Here is a 22735-nt window from a genome sequence, read left to right as displayed (position 1 = left end):
CCTGGACGTAAGCATTCCTACGCAAGACAGATCTCGGCCCTGTGCTGTCTGGTCTGAAGACACCATCAGCGTCACCGTCAGCTCGCCGTCGATCGACGGCCGACGATTCAGCGAATGTGCCTGAACAGCGCTTCGCGCTCCGCTGCGAGCCGACCGCGCGGAAACTCCCGCGCATGGGCTTCGAGCAGCAGGCGCGCCTCGTGATCGCCCTCTCCGTCGTTGTCCTCAATGGCCCTTCGGGCCTGGCTGATCAGGCGCATCTCGCGTGCGGTGACCGCTGGCCACACGGGGCTCCCCGGGGACGAGATACGAGGTGCTGTCGTCCCAGAGGGCGCGGGCGTGCTGCTCACCACAGCCTCAGCGCGCGCGCTGCCTGTTGCCGCCGGCGACGAGCTCTCGGGCGCGGCAGCGGAATGCGCGCTGTCACGTGAGCCTTGCGCTGTGACGTCGTCTGCTGCGGGCGCGCGCCCAGGTGCGCGGAATGCCGCCGGGTGCACCCACGAGTCCGCGCTGGGCAGCGGCGGCACCGCCGAGAGGAGCGCGCCGGTCAACACGACGAACGCAGCCTGGACGACGATCCTCACGCCCAGCCGGCGCAGCCAGCCCGTCCACGACGCACGGCGGTCCAGCCCGAGCACCAGCGGGACGCAGGCGCTCTCGTCCCTACCGTGCGCGGGTTGCCGGGCCCTCCACCGCTTTGAAGCCGCATCGAGTCGATCCCAAGCCCGGCGGTGCTGCGCCCTCACCGTATCCAACGGGACGTTCAGCTCGGCGGCGATCGTGGAGAGCGGTGTCCCCTCCAGCTCGTGCTTGACCAAGAGATCCCGGTACTTGGGGCCGACCCGGTCGAGCAAGTCCCGGGCCAGCTCTTCCCGCTCCCGCAAGCGCAGCAGTTCCTCCGGCGTGGGGCATTCGTCTCGGGGATCGCGCTCCTCGAACGACGTCAGCACCTCTCCGCGGCGGCGCTCGTTCCGCCTGTGCTTCCGTGCCTCGTTGAGGGCGATCGTGACGAAGTACCGCGCCGGATCGCCGCTCAGCTCGACCCGCCTCGCCACTTCCAATCCCCGCAGCAGCGCGTTCTGCGCGACGTCCTCGGCGTCGCGCGCCGGCACGCCGTGAAGCCTGGCCAGGCGCCGGAAGCGGTTGAAGCTGAGGAGATGGGTCGCTGGCTTGCCCACGGTAGGTAGCATCCCTGAGCCGCTCGAAACGGTGCAGGAAAGTGCAAGGAGCGGCCACTTTGGTAGCACCAGGTGGCACCGATACATGCGTTCAGGCGATCGAGCCCTCGCTGCCGCGAGGAGGCGATCGCATTGCCGCACCCGAACGCAATTTGCCACTGCCAGGGCCACTTTGCATCGATTCGCTCCCGTTGACGCCGCGCGGCTGGGGCGAGTACCGTCCAACCATGCGATTTTCCGCATGCGCTCTGCTCTTCTCTGCGCTCCTCGCCGCAACCGGCGCTACGAGCTCGGCCAGCGCGGACGACGCCTATCCGGAGCCAGGACCACGTGACGGCGCAACGGTGAAGGACCATGTTCGCCGCGGTCGCAGGGCACGCAACGCCGGGCAGTGGACCGAGGCCTACGCCGCCTTCAAGGCCGCCTTGGAGGCAGCAGACCCAGCGTCCAGCACGGAGCGAGAGCGCGCGGAGCTCGCCGGCGAGCTTGGTCTCTGCGAGCTCGCGCTGCGCAAGTACCGCGATGCCGCCGAGCACCTGGCCTTTAGCCTCGAGCAGCGCACGGCGCTGCCGCTCGCGCTTCAGCTACGATTCGAGAAAGGAGAACGCGAGGCAACATCGCACGTCGCGACACTCGTGCTCTCGGTCGATCCGCCGGATGCCGAGGTGCTCGTCGACGGCAAGTGGGTAGGCCGGGTCGCGCGGACGTACAAGCTGTTCTTGGAGCCCGGCCAACGCATGGTGCGGGCCCGCGCACCGGGCCGCCAGGATGCCTTCCATGAGTTCGGGGCTGTGGCCGCAACGGCGTACAACGTCAGAATGCCGTTGGCGCGTTTGGCGGTGAGCCAAGCTCCGGAGAGCGCGCCGGGTTCACCGAAGGAAACGCCGAAGACCAGGAGCTCGTCGCCTGCAGCGCGGGGCCGGCCGCCCAGCCCTTGGACATCCTGGCCAGGCGCCCTGCGCATCACCGGTATCGGGTTGACCTTGGCGACAGGCTCGCTCGGTGCGGTCTTCATGGTTCGTGCGAGGGCCGCCGACGGAGACCTGGACGAGCGGAACGCGAAGCTCGACGCCGTGGGCGTCTCTCAAGGGGTATGTCGGGGAACGCCGAAACCCGCCGCGTGCGGCGAGCTGACGAGTCTCCAACGAGAGCGGGATCTCTTCGCCGGGCTCGGCACGGCGATGGTGGTGACGAGCGGTGTGGTGGGCGCTGCGACTCTGGCTTCGTTCTTCACGGACTTCTCTTCACTGCAGGCTGAACCGACCAAAGCTCGGGTCGCGCTGGTGCCGACGGTCGCGCCGACACAGGCCGGCCTCGTGGCGTACGGCGCGTGGTGATCAGGGGGCCAAGGCCATGCTTCTTCTCGAACCGCGACGAATGCGGCTGCTGTTGGCTGTAGCCACCGTCTCCACGGTCGGCGCGGGCGGCCTCTCCGGGTGCGCTTACGACGATAGCTGCTACGACCGACGCCTCTGCCTCACACCGCCGACGTCTCTCTGTGACGGCGACCCCACCACGGCGCCGGCGCTCGACGAATGCGGGGTGTTCGTCAGCGCGTCGTCGGGTGACGACAGCAACCCCGGCACGAAGGGCGCGCCGGTGAAGACTCTGCAACACGCGATCGGGCTCGCCGCGAGCGGACGAGGCCACGGCGAGGCGCCGACCCGGCGCGTGGTTGCGTGCGGCGGCTTGTTCGAGGAGGAGATCTCGCTGCCTTCTGGGGTCGACCTCTGGGGCAGCCGCCTCTGTAATGACGGCGGCGATTGGTCGTATGAATGGTCGGGCATCGGGCCGAATGCGTCGACCGTCATCGCGCCGCCTGCGCGGATCCCGGTGCGGGTCCTCGGGGGCGACGATACGGGCATCGCGGGGGACGACGCGACGTCGGTGATCTTCGGCGTGCGCGCCGTGGCGGCCGACGCCTCCGCGAGTGATGGAAAGTCGTCGATCGCGATGATCTTGAGCTCGGGGGCCCGGGCGATCCTGCGGGACAGCCAGATCATCGCGGGCAACGGCAAGGATGGGGAGCCGGGAAAGGACGCGCCGAGCTTCCGCGCGAATGTCGGCATGCTGGGGAACGACGGCGTGGACGCCTGCACCGCGAACTCCCCGACGGGCGCGCTGGCAGTCGTGACCGTGTGCGACGATGGCATCGAGTCCACGGGAGGCTACGGGGGCGATGGCGGGCTCGAGTCGGGGGGCGATGGCGCCTCGGGGCAGCCGGTGCCCGCGGCGAATCCAGCAGGCAAGGGCCTTGGAGGCACTGGCGCGGCGAGCGTGGGTTGCCGCGATGGCGAAAACGGGATGGACGGCCTTGACGGCGGTCGCGCGGCCGGCGCGGTGGGCATAGGCCAGCTCAGCATCGATGGCTGGATCGGCGTCCGGGGTGAGGACGGGAAGAAGGGCGGCGTCGGCCAGGGGGGCGGCGGCGGCGGCGGCAGCAAATCGCGAGGCGAGATGACGGCGTGCCAGGCGGGCCGACCTCAGGCCGGGGCGGCCGGCGGCTCGGGAGGAAGCGGGGGCTGCGGCGGCCAGGGAGGCAAGGGCGGCAGCTATGGCGGGGCGACCATCGGCATCATTGCGCTGCAGGGGAGCGCGCTGACGCTAGAGCGGACGGAGGTGTTTGCGGGCAACGGCGGCGGCGGTGGGGTTGGCGGGACGGGCCAACCGGGCGGCGGGGGTTCACCAGGCGGCTACGGTGGACTGGGCGCTCCCGGCAGTCAGATGTGGCCCGCGTGCTCCGGCGGCTTTGGTGGCCACGGCGGTCGCGGGGGCGATGCCGGAGGTGGCCTCGGAGGTCCCTCCTATGGCGTCGCGTCCGTCGGCGCCTACGTGACCTTCGGTCCGGACGCGCCCGCAAATCCCGGGAAAGGGGGGGATGGTGGTCTCGCCGGCAATGCAGCGCCTGATGACCACGTCGGTAAGGGCCTGCAAGGCGAATCCATGCCTTACCGTCAATTCGACGTCCCCGATCCCCCACCGCCCCAGTGAATGCCCCTCTTCACGACACGACATCGAGGGAGAACGATGCGAACCGCAAGAGCAATCTATCTGTCCCCCGCGCTGCTCCTGGTCGCGGCCGGCTGCGGCACCGCACCGGGTCCCAACGAGCCGGGCGGAACGGGGTGCGACGGCACCTCGTCGTGTCAGGGTGACGCGCCGACAGAGTCGTTCTGTCTCGAGCGCCTCGCCGCGGACGTGTGGGAGGATGGCTGCGGGGTGTTCGTGGCCGGCGTCTGGGGCGACGGCGACGACGCGAACCCGGGTACGAAGGAGCGGCCCGTGCGCACGTTGCAGCGTGCCGTCGAGCTCGCGCGTGCCGCACGAGGGCGCGTGTTCGCGTGCGCCGACGGCTTCTTCGGGCCCCTCGCGCTGCCTTCCGGCGTGGATCTCATCGGCGGCTTCAGCTGCATCGACTGGAAGCGGATGCCCCGCTTCGCGCCCTCGATCCTTCAGATTACAGCTACCGACGGCATCGCTCTGACCGTCGTACCGGCGAGCGCCGGAGACACGGGAACCGCGGACGGGGTATCGACGATCGTCGACATGCGGTTTCAGTCGGGCGGCCCGATCGGAATGCTCGTGCAATCCGGCACGGCCGTGGAGCTCATCCGGAGCAAGGTTCGCACGTCGTACGGATGGGCAGGTCACGAGGGGGAGGAATGGGGCGGGCTCAATCGCGCAGCGGACGGACCGGATGGCCTGTACGGCGGCGATGCGTGCTCGGCAGACACCGTCCCCGGCGGCTCGGCGATGGTGAATCCGTGCGACGGTGGAATCCCAAGCGTTGGTGGCAAGGGAGGCGACGGGCTTCCCGACGGCGCGGAGGACGGGGATGACGGGGAGCCGACGCCAACTCCAGACGCCGCGCACGCTGGCCGGGGAGGAGGCGGGGACGTGCCAGGCATCCATTGCAACGGTGGAAACAACGGGATCTCCGGCATGTACGGCGCCGTCGGCGCCGCGGGTCAGGGCATCGGGCGTATCACCGAGACAGGCTGGGAGGCCGACTGGGCAGGCGACGGCGGCAGGGGGATGCCAGGGCAAGGCGGCGGAGGCGGCGGCGGCCGGCGAGGCGAACTTGCGGTGTGTGGCGTGGCGACCAAGGGAGGCGCCGGCGGCGGCTCGGGAGGCGCCGGCGGCTGCGGCGGCAGGGGCGGCCGAGCGGGCGAAAACGGGCACCCGACCATCGGCATCGTCGCGCTCCATGCCAAGCTGACGCTGCGCGATAGCGTCGTCACGACCATCGACGCAGGCCCAGGCGGCGACGGCGGGGAGCCCGAAGACGGCGGCAAAGGGGGGCGAGGCGCGTTAGGCGGCGCGGTGGGGGACGGCACGTGGTCCTGTGAGGGTGGCAACGGCGGCCGAGGGGGCGACGGCGGCTACGGCGGCCCCGGGCGCGGCGGCGACTCGATCGGCATCGCCTACCTCGACGAGGACCAGCTCACGCTCGACGGCGTCATCTACGAGCTGGGACCACCTGGCAAGGGGGGCACGAGTTGGGATTGGTCGGGCGACGTGATCACGGGGGAGGACGGCATCCAGGCCGAGACGCAGCGCTTCCCTGAATAGGATCACGACGACACATCAAGCGAGCCCTGGTTCTAACCTGGACCCGATGATCCCTTCCGAGGTGCGAGCCGCCTGAGCTATCCCCGGCGAGTATCGCCGCAGACGCGCCGTCGTCGAGGGGGCGCCGCCGAGCTTGCCTCGAGCGCCTCGACGGCGAAGCGCCCGAGTTCGGCCACGCGGGCGGCATCCACCCAGGGGAACAGCTACGGATCCACCCAAGTCCACACGACCGAGAAGAGGCACACGTAGATTGTCGCCTGGCCCATCGACACCCCGTCCATGTCCACATCCGGCACCACCTCGTTCCCGAGCTCCGGCGGGATCGGCTGGTAGCCGGGGTACGTGGCCTCGATCTCCCCAGCGATCTCGCGCGCCACCGGCTCCTCCTCGGGGATGCCGGGGAGGTGGATCCCGTAGTATGGCCCGAGCAGGGACACGTGGAAGCTGAGCGCCGCATCATCGGTGAGCCAGATGCGGGCCGAGTACGCCGGTTCGACCCACCCCGCCAACAGGCTGAGCGACTCGTTCTGAAGGCTGCATCGCTCCCCCAGCCTGTCGATCATGACCTTCCACCTTGGGTACTCCGCTTGCCCTCGGTTTGCGGCTTCCACCAGGCGGCAGCGCTCCTCCGTGTCCTCGTAGACGAGCTCGTCGGGGGGCACATGGATGCGCGTGATTTTATGCACACCGCGCGGGTAGAAGCGGTAAACAACGTCGAGGAGCTCGGAGCGAGTTATCATCATGGACTGGTCACCTTGGCGCCGAGTCGCTTGTACTTGGACTTGAACGCAGCGTCCGCCTTGTCAGCAAAACTTTTGCAGAAGATACCTTGCGGCAGGTGGTAGTCCATGCCGTTTGCGACCTCCTCCATGATCTCCTCGCTGAGGCTGGATGCACGATCTGGATCGATTAGTCCATAAATCTCAGTCCGGATCGGCATGCCGATGGTAAGAGGGCAGGACCACTGCTTGATCTCATGCGGGATAGTGAGTCTCCGAAAAGTCAGGTTAATCCTGGATTCTTGCCACCCTCCGCCTTTACCCGTGCCATCGTCCATGACGATGGTAACAAACGGGAAGTCCGATGGATCGAAATCTACGTATACCCATGGGGCCATTCCAGGCGGCGGACACTTCGAACTGCACGCATCGCTACAGCTCAAGAAGGTCGCTCCGTCTCCGGCTATGTCGCCGAATCCGGGGCACGGGTCTGGCGGGCTCGTCGGGCCAGCTGTCGGGCTCTCCGCGCTGTCGCTGTCGCTCGTCCTCTCCTCTTCGTCTTCAAGGTCCGACTCGTTGCACGCGATCTTGCGCTCGCCGCCCCCCTGCGGGTCGGCCCCGAAGTCACCGGATGCGGCGGAGGTGAAGACTGGGCGGGGCTCCGAGCCTGGACCGGCACCTGCACCCGAAGTTCTTTCCCCCACAGGATAGCAGTCGCCGAACGTCCAGTTGCACGCCGTCAGCGCCCAAACCGCGATGGCCAAGATCAATAAGAGAACTTTTCTCACGTTCATTTCTCACTCCATCGAAGCACAGGACCAGCAACAATGACGACGGACACATAGCCCGGGAGCACCAGGCTGCCCCGACCGACCCAATCCACATTGACGCTCGCCGACACCCCCAGCGGTCCAGCGACGTACGCGTTGGTCTGCGCGTGGCCGCCTACGGCCAAGCCACCGACGCGGCCGCACAAGGTGACACCGCACGCCGGCATGAGGTAGAATGCGACAGACGGCCCCGCGCTGACGTTGCCGTCCTTCCACGCGTACCCGATGTCCACCGAGGTCTGGTTGTAGATCCCGAGCCCGTCCTCCTGGATCGGGGGTAGGATCGTGCACAGGTCGTGCACCGTGAACAGGATGTCTCGCTGGATGGGCCAAGATATGCCCGCGTGCGGCCCCACCGCGAGGCGCGGAACGGTACCGGCCTGGAGCCACCCGAGGCTCACACCAGCGCTCAGCTCGGAGGCCTCTCCTTGCGTCGGTACGACGACGAGCAGCGGGATGACCAGGATCGCCCATGGGATCCGCCGCCTTCTTGTGCCCATCGTCCCCTTCCCGTCTTCCGCAACTCGTGAGCAACGTGCCGACGCGGGGCATTCTTCTGATCAGAGGATCGGCGTCAAACGGAATCTAGGCGAGCACACTACACTGGCCAGGGGTCGTACCCTCCAGAGCGTGCGCCATCGAGCAGCTACCCGTGCGGCGCCAGCGCGTGTCGACGTGCTGGCGCCAGCTGCCTGGCCGCGCCGCCGCGGGTGCGCGCGACCGGCCACGCGCCCCGCGCTGCACGATGTCGGCTGCAAGCCCGACCCAGCGCGGCACCGTGCCCAGGCAGCGGTGACCGCGCGCCGTGACGGCCACACGCGTGGCACCACGCGACGTCGCTCGCGCGGCCACGCTGCCCGCGAGCGCGGCGCCAGGCGATGGCCTGCGCGGTCAGGTACGCGTTCTGCGGACCACATCCTGTCTTCGAGCCTCTGCGCCGCTTAGAAACCCGCGCCGGAGGTACCGATGGACGAGAGCACACGCACCTGGCGCGACCGCGTGGCGCGCTGGCACAAGAGCGGGCACTCCGCCCGCGTGTTCGCGGAGCAGGAGGGGGTCAACGCCGGCACACTGTACTCCTGGAGCCGCCGACTGGGCATGAAGCGGAGCGAGTACCGGCAGCGCTCGGAGAAGGCGACGCTTCCGACGCTGCTGCCCGTGGTGGTCGCCCCGCCAGCATCCACGACGCCCTCGCCGGGCGCGGCGCTGGAGATCGTCTTGCCGGACGGGGCGGTCGTCCGCGTCCCGCCGTCGTTCGACGAGGTTACGCTGGCGCGCGTTGTTCGTGCGCTCGGGGGGGCGCGATGATCCCTGGCCGCGTCTCGATCTACGTTGCCACCGAGCCGCTCGATCTACGGCGCTCGTTCGATGGTCTCGCTGCCGTCGTGCGCGAGGTGCTGCGACAAGACCCGCTCTCCGGAGCGCTGTTTCTCTTTTTCAACCGGGCAGCCGATCGCTGCAAGGCCCTTTGGTGGGACCGCAGCGGGTACTGTCTACTTTACAAAAGGCTCGAGCGTGGGGCGTTTCGAGCCCCGCGTGCCGTCACTCCGGGAGCCACGAGCGTCCTCATTGACGCCGCCGAGCTCGCGAAGATCCTGGAAGGCATCGCCCTGTCGCCTTCGAAGTTGCGGCGAGCGGTCCCGTTCGCCGAGACCGCACCGCCTCCGGTCCCCTGATCTCGCCTGACAGCCTCGCACGCTCCTGGGTAGCCCCACGGTTGCATTGCCTCGAGCGACATAAATTTTCCTCCACAAGCCCCTTCAAAAAGCAAGAGCTCACGAGTACTTACCGCGCCGTGAGCAAGCCGGTCGAAGAGCAGATTCGCGAGCTCAAGGACAAGCTCGCGCGCGCTGCCCACGAGCGGGACGAGTACCGCAAGCTCTACGAGCTCGCCAGCATCGAGCTGGAGCGGCTTCGCCGGCACATCTTCGGCCAGAAGGCCGAGCACGTCGACCCCGGGCAGATGCAGCTCGCCTTCGATGCGATCGTGCAGATGCTCGCGGGCACCGGGGCGCAGCCGGATGCGGGCGCGACCGGCTCACCCGACGGTCGCGATGGCGCGGCGCCGAACGGCTCCTCCGGAGGCGGGGACAAGGGGCGCCAAGCTCGCCCGCACGGGCGGCAACGGCTGCCCGAGCATCTGCCGGTCGAGCGGATCGAGCTGTTGCCGCCGGAGGCGCAGGACGAGCGCGCGACCGCGCTTGTCCGCATCGGCGAGGAGGTGTCGGAGACGCTGGAGTGGCGGCCCGCGAGCTTCGTGCGACTGCAGATCGTGAGGCCGAAGTTCGCGGTCAAAGGTGAGCCCGAGCAAGGCATCACGATCGCCGACGTCCCCGACAGCCCTGTCCCGCGCAGCCTCGCCGGTCCGGGGTTGCTCGCGCACGTGCTGGTGAGCAAGTACGCCGACCACTTGCCGCTTCACCGGCAGGAGAAGATGTTCGAGCGCTGGGGCCTTCACCTCTCGCGCTCGACGCTGTGCGGCTGGGTCGAATCGTGCGCCGGCAAGCTCGCGATCGTCGTCGAGGCGATGGCCAAGGACGCCCTGAACGCGCACTGCATAGCCATCGACGCCACCGGCGTGCTCGTGCAAGCAAAGGAGAAGTGTCGGCGGGGCCACTTCTGGGTCCTGGTGGCGGACCGAGATCACGTCCTGTTCCGTTTCACGCCGCATCACAACCAGGATGGTCCGAAGGAGTTCCTTCGCGGCTACAAGGGCTATGTCCAGGCCGACGCCTCGAACGTCTACGAGCAGCTCTTCCGCACCGAGGGGGTGACCGAGGTCGGTTGCTGGGCCCATTGCCGGCGAAAGTTCTTCGAGGCGATGACCTCCGACCGGGACCGCGCGACGGTAGCCATCGGCTTCATTCGCAAGCTCTACGCGATCGACAAGGCGACCAAGGAGCTGGCTCCGAACCGTCGAACCGAGCAGCGCCGGACGGATGCCGAGCCCGTGCTCGTGGCCTTCCGCGCGTGGCTTGAGACAGAGGACCTGCTCGTCCTCCCGAGGAGCCCCATCGCAGGCGCCATCGGCTACGCGCTCAACCAATGGACCGCGCTCACTCGCTTCCTCGAGGATGGTCGGCTCCGCCTGGACAACAACCGGAGCGAGCTTGAGCTCCGCCGTGAAGCCGTGGGCCGTAAGAACTGGCTCTTCGTGGGCAGCAAGGACGGTGCCGAGTGGAACGCCACCATCGTGTCGCTCATCGCCTCCTGCGCGCTGCACGGCATCGAGCCCTGGGCCTACTTGCGCGACGTGCTGATCCTGCTGCCCACCTGGCCTCCCGAGCGGGTCATCGAGCTCGCTCCCAAGTCCTGGAAGCAGACCCTCGAGAACGCCGACGCTCGGCAACGGCTCGCGGCCAGTCCGTGGCCCCGGGCGCCGGACGCGACGCCCAGCTGATCGCTCCTCAGCGTCGCCGTCCGCTGCCGTGGGCAACGTCGCCGCCTTGCCGCCCGCCGGGCGCACCGGTCGCCGGCTTTGGCGCGCTGGTGCCGGCTCTTCGGCGCTTGCGCGGTCGACGCGTGGCTTCCGGCGCCTTGTCAACGATTCGGGCCCGGCAGAGGCATCGGCGGCGCGCGGCTTCGCCGCCGCACGCCTGCGGGCGACTTGCACGCGGGCGGCGACGTCGGCGTCGACTGCCGGTTCCCCGACTCGCTGGGCCAAGCCCCCCTTCGTCGCAGGCCGCTCTTGCTCTCGCATCGCGTCGCGAATCTACGGTGACGGCGCGCACCTCGCGACGATGTGGTCTACAGAACGGATACCGCGGTCAGCGAGGGCGACGCGCTAGCGCTCACGCGCCTGGAGCCGCACGACGTTGCTCGCGCGTCTGCGCCGCCCGCGAGCGCCACGCATCGCGGCGGCATTGGCGGGGAGCCACGAGACCGGCTACGGATGGCCCGATGGGGCTCCGCAGGCACCGCAGCCCGGATGGTCCCGCAGCCCTCGCCACTGCTCGAGGGCGTCGCCGCTGTTGCCCCGGCCGGCGGGTCTCTCGGCGTCGTCGAGTTGCCGAGCCGCGACTACGCCGATCACCTCGCGCAGGCAATGCAGATCGCCCAGGAGCGCCATCACCTCCATCACACCGCACGCGGTACACCGGCGAGCGGGGCCGGAGAACGGACGGATCAAGAGCTCGACCATACCGCTGCGCAGCCGCGGTCTTCGGTCGACGGCGCCCGCGCGACAAGGGCGGGCCGCGCCGCGCCTCACGATTCTGCAGTGCCGCGACCACGCGCTGCTTGGACGCCCGCGTTCAACGAGCGACGGCCCGGCCCGAAGCGCTTGACCACGCGGACATCGATGGCCCCGAACTCGCCGGCGTCCACCTCGATTCCCGCGCGCGGAGCGGTCGCGGACCTCGACCCTGCGGCCTGTCTGCTCGAGCGCCATGTAGCGCGCCGTCGGCGGCCCCGCGCACCTGCGGCCGCTCCGGAGCGAGAAACGCAGCCTTCCTGTCTGCTCCGGCGCCACATACGACGCCAGCGCGATCGCGCGCGCTCGCCGGCGTCCTCCTCGACGCCCGCGGCCGCTCCGCGGTCAACCAGGGGCCGCAGCGCCGAGCACGCACTCGAGGAGCTCGCCGGCGACGGCCACGAGCTCACGCGGCGCTTCTATCTGGAGAACAAGCGAGGGCGCTCAACAAGTCGCGAGAAGGGGAAAACCCGGGCGTTTCGCGCGGTGGTCGCGACCGCTCGCGACCACTACCACCGTTTCGGGGGCCCCTGCCGCCGTTTCGGTGACAAGAGAATCGCTGCGATGGAACCGGGATGGAAGGCGGTCGACCCATCCCTGGCGACGCAGGTGCGCAGGCGGTTACGCGGCGGGAGTGTTCGTCAACCAACTGGCCGAAGAACGGCCAGTCACCAGCGCCCGACGTGGCCCTCGCGACCTTCGCGGGCCGCTCTGCGTCGGCCAGGGGGGACCGACGGCCCCGAGCTCGCCGGCGTCCTCCTCGACGCCGCGGCCGCTCCGCGCTCGACCAGGCTGCGGCCACCGACCCGCGCTCGAGGACTCGCCGGCGAGGTGACCGAGCCCGACCAGTGGACGGTGACGACGGCGCCACGCTCGCCGGCACTGAGCGCCGGTGTCCAGTCACCAGCGCCCAGCGTGCGGGAGGGATCCGGACGAGCTACGCGTGAGCGTCAGCCAGCGTCAGCGGGAACCTCCTGCGCGCGCTCGCGTTGCTGGTGAAGCAGCCTGTGCTCGACGAAGCTCCGGAGCCGTACGCCTTCCATGTCCTGCAACTCGCGGCACGAGTAGACGCAGTGCGGCCTCGCGGCGAGCAACAGAATGTTGTGGTGCACAGCGAGGGTCTTCAGCAGGTCGTCGATCTCCGCCTCATCTTCAGACGGCCAGGGTGGCGCCATGGTGAACAGATGGCTCGGCGATAGTGCGATCGTCGCAACCTCCAGCGGCTGACGCGACGTGCCCACGTTCACGAGCAACGGTCGATCCGAAGTGATCAGCTCGAACCCTACCTGGAGAACGTTCCAGCGCATCCCGAGCATGTAGTCCACAACCTTGTCATTCCGGATCGACTTCACCATCTCCGTCCGGACGACCCCGCGCGCCATCTCATCACTGTCGATGTGGACCAGCGCGGACTCCAGACGTTGCCGATCCTCCTCGGTCTTGCGGAACTGCACTCGCATCTCACGGAGTACGTCCTCAGCCAGTCGGCTCGCAACCTGATCGTTTTCGGCGAGTTGATAAGGATCACGCTCGAGTATTCCGTTCAGGAACCGCGCCCACGCTCGCCGCTGCGCATCGGAGAGACCGCGAGGATCCTTGATGATCTGTTGGAGCGCCGCGGCGCCATCGCTGTCGACGTCCTGCATGACATGCTTCTCGATCAGATCGGGCGGTGTCTCGTCCCAGGAGGCTCCACTGGTCGCGCGGTAGAGGTCGTTCTCGTACGCCGTGGACCTCGGGTGCACGCGGCTGTGCACAACTCCTCGCGGCCCAACGCGACACGACCACAGCTTCCCGTCGGTGCCCGTGACCCAGTTACGGAGATAGAACTGGGGCACGTAGTGCTGGCCTCTAGTCGGGTTCGGGGGCGTGGCGGTCATGCGCTGCGTTCTGACCGAGACGCGGGCGTTGCGCAACGACCCGCGCTGCTCAAGCCACAAGCCGCAGCTTCGGCTTGGTCTCGAAGACTTCGAGGGCGGACGTCGCCCTGTTGGTCGACGAACGGCCAGTCACCAGCGCCCGACGTGGCCCTCGACCTTCGCGGGCCGCTCCGCGCCCGGCCAGGGGACCGACGGCCCCGAGCTCGCCGGCGCCCGCGGCCGCTCCGCGGTCGACCAGGGCATCGACGGCCCCGAGCTCGCCGGCGTCCTCCTCGACGCCACGGCCGCGCTGTCTGCTCCGGCGCCCTGTAGCGCGACGCCGGAGCGATCCCGAGCTCGCGGGCGTCCACCTCGACGCCACGGCCGCGCCGCAGCGTATTACGGCCGTTGACCGCTACAGCGATCTCTCCAGTCGGCAAATCCGTGTGGGTTGAATGCCCAGCCTCTGGAATGGCAAGCTGCTACAATGAATTCCCGACAGTTTTCTCTAACGTACGGACTGCCGAACATGTGCCCGTTACTGCATGCGCCAACACAGCATTGACCATGCCTATTATACTCTTGTGCAGTTTCGGCGACATCCTCCTCGTCAACCTGCTCTGCATTAACAATCGCATCCTCCAGCTCATCTTCGCCGCCTGCCGCTGCGCAGGCACCAGCTCCAAGAAGCATCGACAACGCAAGAAACATGGCACAAAAGATATAATTACGCTTCATCACACACCTCGCCCGAGTTTATGCGATGACTGCGTTTTGGCTTCAATCGAAAATTTTGGAAACGGTAGGCAACGATCGCTGGTGTGCTGCTGAGTTCGCAGACGACACACTGGCCCATCTGCTTCTCGTTGTTCAGTGCGACGCAGCGACCGGACGTCCGCTGTTCAGTGGTGCGTGGTGTTCGTCAACCAAATGGTTGGCGAACGGCCCTCGCCCGGCAATCCGCAGCGCCGCGACTATTCCGCTTGACTGTGGCAGCTGCACCGTGCTTCCAGGCATGCGCTTCGACCTCTACGACCGCAGCGGCGGAGAGGGCCGCGCCGAGCTCGCGCCCGCGCTCATCATCGCCGGCGCCGCTCCTGTGCTCGGCCAGATGGGCGACGGCACCACGCTCGCCCTCGAGCTGCTCGTAGCCAGCGTCGCCCCTGCGCTCGGCCGAGTGGAGAGCCGCTGCGCCGAGCTGGCCGACTCTCGCCTCGACATCTGCGACGGCCCCGAGCGTGCGCAGGTGGACGACTGCTGCCCCGAGTTCGTGCCCCGGGACCTCGACGCCGGCTAGGCGTGGAGCGGCACCCCGACCGACGCCCGCGACACGGCGAGGAACCGCGCCCGCCATGTGCTCGATAGCGGCCGCGCCGAGTTCCTCCTCATCGATGTGCTGGAGGGTGAACGACCACAGCCCGGAGCGAGTGCCCCAGGCGCAGCGATCCAAAGCCGCGCCCTTGATGATCCGCGACCGCCACCACCGGCACGGGTGCGCGCCCCTGGCCCCGCACAGCTCCCCGGCCTCCTTGCGCTTGCCGCGGCAGCTGCCAGGCACAGCATCCAACATATCGAAACCATTCATGATTGTTTTTGCGTGTGGAAATTGTTTCCCCCTTGCAGAATACGTCGCCGAACACGCTCGCCGCGCTCAGCACCTCGCGCGCCTCGCCGTCCAACCGTGGCAGACGACATGCACGTTCGAGACGTGCTCAGCGCCACACGAGACCAGCGCGGGCGGCGCGCAGCGGGTGGGGGGTCCACAGCGCTGCGCGCGCTCAGCGCGACGCGCGGAGCGTCACTCCGATCCTCCGCGACGCCTCATATCCGAGATCGCGTTGCGCGACGACCGCAGCGGCGCTTCCGCCGCGTCATTCCGTCTCGTGCGGAGCGAGGGGACCTCGGTCGATACGAGGTCCTCGAGCGCCGACGCCAGCGACTGGTGGCTGGACAGATCGCCCAGCTGGATATCGAGGGCGACGAGGCGCATCGCGAGCTCGGGGCGCACGCCGACGAGGCGGACGCGGGCGCCGAGCAGGGAGGCCGCGCGCTGCGTCTGCCCGAGCGCGTGGGCCACCTGGGCGTCGATGCTCGGGACGCCCGTGATATCGAGCAGCACGCAGCGCGCCCCGTGTCGGCTCACCCCCTCGACCACCCGCTCGAGCATCTGCCGGGCGCGATCTCCATCGAGCTCGCCGACGAGCGGGACGAGCAGCACACCAGGCATGAGCGGGAGGAGCGGGCAGCCGAGCTCGCGCACCGCGGCCGAGAGGGTGCGCTCGCGCTGATAGGCCTCCTGGAGGCTCGCGTGCTGCTCGGAGAGCGACTGCACGAGCGCGTCCCGCTCGAGGGCGGCGCCGAGGAGCGCCCCCCAGATGGAGATGGTGCCCTCGTCGCCAGCGACCTCGATCGAGCTCGGGCCGACGATCGCGAGGACCCCCCAGTCGTGGCGGAGCGTGCGGATCGGCAGGAGCGTCACCATGAACGGGCCGCCGGCGGTCGACGCTGGCAAGCGCTCGGCGGGCGGGAAGTCCTCCCGCGCGCAGACGGCGCCGAGCGAGGGAGTCGGGCTGCCATCGCGGCTGTAGGCGCCGGCGATGACGAGGCGCGCGCGGGTCGCCGGGTCTTCCCAGAGCGCGAGGCAGCCCCAGACGGCGGCGGTCGAGTCGAGCCAGGAGAGCGAGCGCGAGTCTTCCTGGGTGCCGCCGAGCAGCGCGAGGCTCACCTCGTGATCGGACCGCGTGAGCGCCCCGAGCTCGTCGACGAACTGCCGCTCGGTCTCGACGCGAGCCAGCATGAGCGAGAGGCGCAGCCGCTCCTGGAACTCCTCGGCTCGCTCCTCCGCGGACTCCGCTGCTTCCCTGTCCAGGCGCGCGCGGCGTCGCTTTCCGGACCGGCCGAGGAGGCGGGCGATCCCCATGAGGCTCTCCACGTCAGGCGTGAGGCGGACGGCCTGCTGACAGGCCTCGTCGATCTCGGCCGCGGGCGGGGGCGCGGCGCCCTCGAGCGCCGCGGTATATCCAGCGATCACGGCGGCGACGCCGGGCCACACGGCCGTCGGGGGCGTCTCGGGCGGGAGCGGCAGGCGGAGGAGCAGCTCGACCATCTGCCGTTCGATGGCGCCGAGGTCGTCGTCGGGCGCCGCGCCCTTCCGGTGGAGCAAGCCACGGAGCGGGTCGCAGCCGCACGTCCGCCGCCTGACGAACGTGGTCGGCGCGAGCACGGGCCCGGACGGCACGACCTGGCCTGCGAGCCGCGCCAGCACGAGCTCGTACGCGAGCGCCCCGATGGCGTCGAAGCGCTGGCGAACGGTCGTCAGCGGAGGGGTCGACCACTGCGCATCGGTGATGTCGTCGAAGCCGATGATCGCCAGATCGTCGGGGATGCGGTATCCGGCGGCCTGGAGGGCCGACATCATCCCGAGCGCGTTCTTGTCCGTGGCGACGACCGCGGCCGTGAGCTCTCCCCTGCGCGCGATGAGCGCCTCTGCGGCGCGCTGGCCGCCGGAGTGCCAGTTGTTGTCGGCGTCGAAGACGAGGCCCGGATCGAAAGGGATCCCGCTCTCGATGAGCGTCTCCATGTAACCGTCGAAGCGCGCGCGGATGTCGTCCTGATCCATGCAACCGACGAACGCGATGCGCTTGTGTCCATGCTCGATCAGGTGGCGCACCGCGCTCCGGACGCCCTCGCGGTTGTCCGGCATGACGGTCGGACAGCCCGCCTCGGGGGCGCAGGAGCTGACCGTGACGAGCGGGACACCCGCCTGCGCGAGGAGCTCGATGCCATCCGTGGCGAGCACGACGATCCACCCGTCCACCTGATCCCGGGCGAGCGAGGGCGCCTGGACGTACGCTGGCGTGCCGCGTACCACCAAGACACGATGGCCTCGCTCCTGCGCCGCCTGATGGATCCCCCTGAGGACCGAGGTGAAATAGAAACCGTCGAGGAAGGGCGTGAGGACGCCGATGGTGGTCGGGCGGGAGTGCATGGGCTGCGGGCTCGCGAATGGATGAATACCGGATCTCCGTCTCGCTCACCGACGGCGTTCACCGCCACCCGCCAGAAATTCCTGTGACTCGCGAATCGTCCGGGTGTACAGCATCGCCGATCCGTTTGGCCATCGATCGAACCCTTCTCGCCGTCATGGCGCGCCCGCCGTACGAGCCGGCCTCTTTCCCCGCAGAGGGATCGATCGGGCGAGAGGAAGGGAGCGGACGGTGAGCGCGCCGGCCTCACGTGCGCTCGTCTCGGCGCTGGGCGCCTGCGCGGCGCTCACGCTCATCGGCGTGCCGCGCGCGCGGGCGGAGTGCGATCGCGCGGCCGCGGACGTGTCGTGGGTGCGCCTCGCGGGCGCGGAGGGGCGGTGCCCGTCGGCGTCCCGGTTCCGCGCCGAGATCTCGCGGCGGCTCGGGCGGGAGCTCGTCACGACGGGCAAGGCCGCCTCGATCGAGGCCGTGGTGCAGGGGCAGCCCGGGGCCTGGTCGGCCACGATCCGGACGGAGCTGTGCGACGGCGCCCCGCCGACGGTCCGCGAGCTCTCCGACGACCGGCAGAGCTGCGACGGGATCGTGGCCGCTGCGGCGGTGCACATCCTGCTCGCGACCGATCCCGAGGCCGGCCTCGCCCCCCCGACCGCCGAGGCGCCGCGTCCCCCGCAGGCCCCCGAGGCGCCGCGTCCCCCGCCGCTGCCTGCGCGCCCTCCGGCAGCGGAGCGGGCGCCGGAGCCGCCGTTCCCCTGGCCGGCGCAGGCCAAGACCACGCCGCCCCCGGCCGAGGGCCCGCCGCCGCCCCGGCTCTCGATCTCCTGGCGCGGGTTCGCTTCCACGGGCATCGTCCCCTCGCCCGGGTTCGGCGTCGCCTTGTCGGGCGAGTGGTCGATCCTGCCGCGGTGGACGCTCGAGACGGGCGCGCTGTGGCTCCCGGAGCAGCACGCGACCCGGCGGACGTTCGCCTTCGGGCTCACGGCGGGCTGGCTCGGCGCGTGCTTCGAAATGGTCCGGAGCCGCTCGGTCGCCTTCGGGCTCTGCGGCCGGGCGGTGGCGGGCGCCATCTACGCCGTCATCCACGGGGACGACGACGTCCCCCCGACGATCCTGCCGACCGACGTCGGCTCCCGCGCGTGGCTCAGCCTCGGGGCCGGCACGCGGCTCGGCGTCCGTGTCATCGGGCCGCTGCGGCTCGAGACAGGCATCGATCTCTTCGTTCCAGTGACACGGTACGATTTCCAGCTCGAGGGCGGGCTGCCGACGGGTCTGGAGCAGGCCGCGCTCGCCGCCGCGGTGTTCGGGGGGGTCGGCCTCACATTTTGATGAAGGATCCCCGGGCTGCCGGCATTCAGTTTTCCGTGGAGCAGTGCTTACGAGCCGACGTCCTGCGCGACGCCAAGCAGCCGCCGCGGAGCCTCGTCGCCCTGCACGCCGAGCACGGCAACTTCGTCTGGGCGACCCTCCAGCGGTTCGGCATCCAGCACCCTGACCTGGAGGATGCCTTCCAGGACGTCTTCGTCGTCGTCCAGCAGCGGCTCCCGTCCTTCGACTGGGCTTGCCCGATCACGACCTGGCTCTTCGCCATCTGCCGCCGCGTCGCCTCGTCTCACCGCCGCCGCGCCCACACGCGCCGCGAGCGGCTCGGCGAGGTGATGGACGACGTGCCGGACTCCGCGCGCGGCCCGGAAGAGATCACCTCCAGCCGCGAGGCGCGGCTGCAGCTCGAGGGCATCCTCGAGGCCATGGATCTCGATCGCCGGGCCGTGTTCGTCATGTTCGAGATCGAAGAGATGCCGTGCGACGAGATCGCGCGCCTCGTCGGCGTCCCCGTGGGGACCGTCTACTCGCGGCTCCACGCGGCGCGGAAGGAGTTCGCGACGCTCCTGAAGAAGTCCGAGGCCGAGCGCGCGCGCAGGGGGGCCAGATGAGCGATCCGAAGCGATGGAACCAGGAAGGAGGAGGCGCCCCGCCCGGCGCACGCGAGCTGCTCCGCGCCGCCGCGCCGATCCGGCAGATGACCTCCGCCGAGCTCGCGCGCACCGCGGCCCGGGTGGCGCCGCTCGAGACGGCCGCGGGCGCGGCCGCCGGCGCGACGATGCCGGCGTGGATCAAGGGGATCTTCCTCGCGGCGGGCATCGGGGCCGGCGGGGCAGGGCTCCACGCCGTCCTGGGCGAGGCCCCGAGCGCCGCCGCGCCGATCGCGCCGCCTCCGGTGCTCACCGATCTGCCGCTGGAGCGGCTGCTCTCCCGCGCGGAAGGCCGCGTGGCGGCCGGGTCGCCGGCGGCCGAAGCGCCGTCGGCCGAGGCGCCGCGCCCGACCCCCTCCGCCCTCCGCCGCGAGGCGCCGCGGAGCCCCCGACCGGCCGCGCCAGCGCCGGAGGCGAGCGCCGCGGCGGACGGCGACGACCTGGTCCGGGAGTCCAACCTCGTCGACGCGTCCAGAGCGGCGCTCGCGCAGGATCCGGAGGCCGCCCTCGCCGCGCTGGAGAGGCACCAGGCCGAGTTCCCGAAGGGGCGGCTCGCGGAAGAGCGGGAGTTCATCGCGATCCGCGCGCTGGTGCGCCTGGGGCGCGCCGACGAGGCGCGGGCGCGCGCGGCGGCGTTCTTGGCGCGGTATCCATCGAGCTCCTTCGCCGAGCCGCTGCGCCGGATCGTCGGCGCGGCTCGGTGATTGCCTCCACGACCGCGGCTCCGCCAGCAAACAGCAAACTCCACACCACGTTCGAGCACACGAGCGGGATCTCCTCGCTTGCGCCAGCGGCGACGACATCGACGCTCGCCCGGACGACATGAAATGGACATGAAAACGACGCTCGCACGGACCGCGAAAAATTAACGCGACAACAAACACAAGCGCTCATATCGCTTGCCCGGTACCTAAACAGCATTAACATACGTCCCGCGTTCACGGGCGGCCGCGCCGAGAGGCGGCGGCGCCCTGACGTTTCATCGCAGAACGGTGGATTCAGCGGCTCGATGAGGCCAGGCTGCCGTGGCAGCGCTGGCCTCGGCGAGGCACGTCGCCCATGCGGCGCGCGCCGAGCGTCGTCTCTTTGCGGACCGACGCGCGCGCTCGCCGGCGGTCGTCCTCCTCGGGCCGCTCCTTCCCTCCGCGAGCGCACACTCGTGCGCTCGCGCGGCTCCGCCGTTCTTCGTGGTCATTTCAGGAGGTTTCATGTCGTCGAAGCTGTCGAGTTCGAGCAGTCCGGTGCGCTCTCGTTCTGATTCTTCCGCCCCCGGCGTGTGGCAGGGGGCGCGGCGCGCCGCGCTGGCCGCGCTCGCGATACTGCCGGTTTCTTGCGCGGATCTCGGGCCCACGGACGGCGCTCCGGCCGATCTCGCCGAGGGGGAGATCGCGGAGGCCGGCCAGGCGCTCTCGCTTCCTTTCCCCATCAACGAGCGGAGGTCGCTCGTCGTCACGAACACCGACATCCTCGGCGCCTTCAAGCTGAAGGACGTGTTCCAGCAGCTCATCGATCAGGCGGGCGTCAGCCTGACGCCCCTCCAGCTGTTCCGGCAGTTCATGGACACGAACCGGAAGGCCGCGGACGGGATCGGCCTCGGCCCGCACTGCGATGACGTGGTGATCCCCGGCTCGGCCGGGTCCATCAACGGGTGGCCGATCGACTGCCCCCGCGTCGTGGGCGAGGAGGCCGACAGGGATCCTTTCGCCGACGAGGAAGCCCCGAACGCCTACGTCGCCACGACCCTGTCGAACCGCTTCGACCTCGCCCCGCCGGACGGCGCCAACTGCGGTGAGTACCGCGTCGTCTTCGCCAGGCGCTCGGGCATCCCGGAGAGCGCGTTCCAGATGCGCAACTTCATCATCTTCGAGGGCCGGCTGCCCAACCCGACCCCGAGCCTTGGCCGGGAAGGGTGCCGCCCGGTCGTCGACTTCTGGTACCACCTGTCGGATCCGGCGAAGAGCCTGGAGACCCGAAGGGACGAGCTGCTCGCCTTCTATTTCGACGGCCTGCCCGGGGGGTTCGAGCCCGCGATCCACATCGATCACTACGGCCAGAACGCGGGGCCGTACGGCGGCCAGATCCGGACCAACGAGTTCCTCTTCGCCCCCGAGGTCGACGGCGATCCGCCCGAGCCCTTCACCACGTGGAACCTCCGGGAGTTCAGGCTCCTTCACAGCGGCTCGGGGAGCAGCGCCACGCTGGTCGTGACCCCGTCGTTCGTGAAGGACAACCCGGCCGCGCCGCTCTTCGATCCTGCCTCGACCGACGCACGCGCCGTCGCCTTCAGGAGCACGTCGTTCCCGGGCCTCGTGGAGCGGCTCGCCGCGGCCGACGACATCAACCGCTTCGCCCTGGAGCCGAGCTATCCGACGACGATGAACGCCGGAGAGAGCCAGATGATCGGCCTCCAGAACAACTACTTCGCGACGTTCGGCGCCGGGCCCTCGGCCCTCAGGACCAGCATCCAGAGCAAGCTCACCGCGATGGGCAGCGCGCTCACCCCGGATCAGGTCGTGGGGCGCGCGTTCTCCCTGTCGTGCAGCGGGTGCCATGAGCCGATCGGCGACGCCACGGGCTCCCCGACCGTCGAGCTCGATCTCGGCACGACCGCGACGCTGGCGAAGCTGAGGCCGTTCACGCAGACCTCGGAGCAGCTGGAGGCCGATCCGGACGAGCCGGGCGGGCAGCGCTTCAAGATCTCGGAGGCCCTCACGGGCGTGTTCATCCCGTTCCGGAAGAACGTGATGGCGGAGTTCCTCCTCAACAACCCGATCCTCGGGTTCGAGAAGCCGGGCGCCTGGACGTCGGCGCAGGCCCAGCTGTCGGTTCACACGGGCCGGGTGGTGGAGGGCATCTCGTCGCTCCAGGTGAAGACGCCCTCCTCGTTCAACGAGATCGTCAGCCCGACCTTCAGCTCGGCGAACCTCGCGCCGGTGGGCGACAAGATCACGCTCGATCTCTTCGTGTCTCCCGTCCAGCCGAACCCGAGCTGGGTCGGGAACATCGAAGTGCTGATCTCGATCCCTTCGGCCGGCATCCACAACCAGTGGGCCGGCAACGTCCCGCTCACCCCGCTCACCCGGGGCCAGTTCGTGAGGATCCAGTTCGCCCAGCTGCCGGCGGCCACCAAGAACGCGCTGAACGCAGGGGCCAGCGACGTGAAGCTGCAGTTCAACCTCAACGTGACCAGCAACGCCGGTCCGTACTACCTCGACAACGTGCGGTTCGAGAACTGACCGCGAGCGAGCGCTCGTGATCGCGAGAGCGAGCGCTCGTGATCGCGAGAGCGAGAGCGAGCGTTCGCTCATGAAGAGGGCGCCGGCCCCCCACCGGCGCCCTCTTCTTCTCTTGTTCTCTTGCGCTCGGATACCGATCCTCCCACGCGCGCCCACACGACCCCTCCCCCGGGCCGACCACCGGCAGCACGATCCG

The 22735-nt window shown here is 69.6% G+C and carries 18 protein-coding genes; 11 read left to right on the top strand and 7 right to left on the bottom strand.

Annotated elements, in window-relative coordinates:
• Positions 1-107: 107 nt before the first annotated feature.
• Positions 108-1178, bottom strand: coding sequence for a sigma-70 family RNA polymerase sigma factor (locus WMF39_RS12930; RefSeq protein WP_437747972.1), 1071 nt, complete (start codon positions 1176-1178; stop codon positions 108-110).
• A 227-nt stretch (positions 1179-1405) separates the two neighbouring features.
• Between WMF39_RS12930 and WMF39_RS12925 the strand changes: the two genes are divergently transcribed.
• The 3 genes from WMF39_RS12925 to WMF39_RS12915 are packed head-to-tail and all read left to right on the top strand — an operon-like array spanning position 1406 to position 5750.
• The gene (locus WMF39_RS12925; RefSeq protein WP_437745827.1) at positions 1406-2515 is read left to right on the top strand and encodes a hypothetical protein; all 1110 of its coding nucleotides are present in this window, start codon (positions 1406-1408) and stop codon (positions 2513-2515) included.
• Positions 2516-2567: 52 nt separating this feature from the next.
• Positions 2568-4169: a hypothetical protein gene (locus WMF39_RS12920; protein ID WP_437745826.1), complete on the top strand. Its 1602-nt coding sequence runs from the start codon at positions 2568-2570 to the stop codon at positions 4167-4169.
• A gap of 36 nt (positions 4170-4205) precedes the next feature.
• Complete coding sequence (locus tag WMF39_RS12915) at positions 4206-5750, top strand: hypothetical protein (RefSeq protein WP_437745825.1); 1545 nt, start codon at positions 4206-4208, stop codon at positions 5748-5750.
• Positions 5751-5953: 203 nt separating this feature from the next.
• On the opposite strand, the gene WMF39_RS12910 is transcribed toward WMF39_RS12915, so the two are convergent.
• From WMF39_RS12910 to WMF39_RS12900, 3 genes are read right to left on the bottom strand one after another with little or no spacing between them, the layout of a single operon-like run.
• Complete coding sequence (locus WMF39_RS12910; RefSeq protein ID WP_437745824.1) at positions 5954-6493, bottom strand: hypothetical protein; 540 nt, start codon at positions 6491-6493, stop codon at positions 5954-5956.
• On the bottom strand, positions 6490-7263 hold the full coding sequence (locus tag WMF39_RS12905) for a hypothetical protein (protein WP_437745823.1): 774 nt from the start codon (positions 7261-7263) through the stop codon (positions 6490-6492). The genes WMF39_RS12910 and WMF39_RS12905 overlap by 4 nt, the downstream gene beginning before the upstream one ends.
• Positions 7260-7799 carry a hypothetical protein gene (locus WMF39_RS12900; protein ID WP_437745822.1) on the bottom strand — a complete coding sequence of 180 codons (540 nt, stop codon included), beginning with the start codon at positions 7797-7799 and terminating at the stop codon, positions 7260-7262. Before WMF39_RS12900 ends, WMF39_RS12905 begins: the two co-directional genes overlap by 4 nt.
• 466 nt (positions 7800-8265) lie before the next feature.
• Here WMF39_RS12900 and tnpA point away from each other — a divergent pair, with 466 nt between their 5' ends.
• The 3 genes from tnpA to tnpC are packed head-to-tail and all read left to right on the top strand — an operon-like array spanning position 8266 to position 10699.
• Positions 8266-8607, top strand: coding sequence for an IS66 family insertion sequence element accessory protein TnpA (tnpA, locus tag WMF39_RS12895; RefSeq protein ID WP_437740545.1), 342 nt, complete (start codon positions 8266-8268; stop codon positions 8605-8607).
• Positions 8604-8975: an IS66 family insertion sequence element accessory protein TnpB gene (gene tnpB, locus WMF39_RS12890; RefSeq protein ID WP_437740544.1), complete on the top strand. Its 372-nt coding sequence runs from the start codon at positions 8604-8606 to the stop codon at positions 8973-8975. The genes tnpA and tnpB overlap by 4 nt, the downstream gene beginning before the upstream one ends.
• A gap of 41 nt (positions 8976-9016) precedes the next feature.
• A complete protein-coding gene (tnpC, locus tag WMF39_RS12885) occupies positions 9017-10699 on the top strand; it encodes an IS66 family transposase (RefSeq protein WP_437740543.1) in 1683 nt (560 codons plus the stop codon).
• Between the two features lie 1742 nt (positions 10700-12441).
• Here tnpC and WMF39_RS12880 read toward each other — a convergent pair.
• Together WMF39_RS12880 and WMF39_RS12875 are read right to left on the bottom strand one after the other, a co-directional pair.
• Positions 12442-13371, bottom strand: a complete 930-nt coding sequence (locus WMF39_RS12880; protein WP_437745821.1) for a DUF4238 domain-containing protein — start codon at positions 13369-13371, stop codon at positions 12442-12444.
• 129 nt (positions 13372-13500) lie between these two features.
• Positions 13501-13653, bottom strand: coding sequence for a hypothetical protein (locus WMF39_RS12875; protein WP_437745820.1), 153 nt, complete (start codon positions 13651-13653; stop codon positions 13501-13503).
• 712 nt (positions 13654-14365) lie between these two features.
• Between WMF39_RS12875 and WMF39_RS12870 the strand changes: the two genes are divergently transcribed.
• Positions 14366-14647 (top strand): hypothetical protein, encoded by a 282-nt coding sequence (locus tag WMF39_RS12870; RefSeq protein ID WP_437745819.1) that lies wholly within the window; start codon positions 14366-14368, stop codon positions 14645-14647.
• 501 nt (positions 14648-15148) lie between these two features.
• Here WMF39_RS12870 and WMF39_RS12865 read toward each other — a convergent pair.
• Positions 15149-17338, bottom strand: coding sequence for a substrate-binding domain-containing protein (locus tag WMF39_RS12865; protein ID WP_437745818.1), 2190 nt, complete (start codon positions 17336-17338; stop codon positions 15149-15151).
• Positions 17339-17567: 229 nt separating this feature from the next.
• Here WMF39_RS12865 and WMF39_RS12860 point away from each other — a divergent pair, with 229 nt between their 5' ends.
• The 4 genes from WMF39_RS12860 (at position 17568) to WMF39_RS12845 (ending at position 22539) form a co-directional block, all read left to right on the top strand.
• Positions 17568-18659, top strand: a complete 1092-nt coding sequence (locus tag WMF39_RS12860; protein WP_437745817.1) for a hypothetical protein — start codon at positions 17568-17570, stop codon at positions 18657-18659.
• Positions 18659-19264, top strand: a complete 606-nt coding sequence (locus tag WMF39_RS12855; RefSeq protein ID WP_437745816.1) for an RNA polymerase sigma factor — start codon at positions 18659-18661, stop codon at positions 19262-19264. Before WMF39_RS12860 ends, WMF39_RS12855 begins: the two co-directional genes overlap by 1 nt.
• Positions 19261-20007 carry a hypothetical protein gene (locus WMF39_RS12850; RefSeq protein ID WP_437745815.1) on the top strand — a complete coding sequence of 249 codons (747 nt, stop codon included), beginning with the start codon at positions 19261-19263 and terminating at the stop codon, positions 20005-20007. The genes WMF39_RS12855 and WMF39_RS12850 overlap by 4 nt, the downstream gene beginning before the upstream one ends.
• Before the next feature lie 537 nt (positions 20008-20544).
• Positions 20545-22539 carry a hypothetical protein gene (locus WMF39_RS12845; protein ID WP_437745814.1) on the top strand — a complete coding sequence of 665 codons (1995 nt, stop codon included), beginning with the start codon at positions 20545-20547 and terminating at the stop codon, positions 22537-22539.
• Positions 22540-22735 lie beyond the last annotated feature (196 nt).

Source organism: Sorangium sp. So ce1504, from assembly GCF_051521635.1.
GTDB classification, from domain to species: Bacteria; Myxococcota_A; Polyangia; order Polyangiales; family Polyangiaceae; genus Sorangium; species Sorangium cellulosum_B.
Note: the sequence above shows the minus strand (reverse complement) of the source record. Positions and strands in the feature narration are given on the sequence as shown.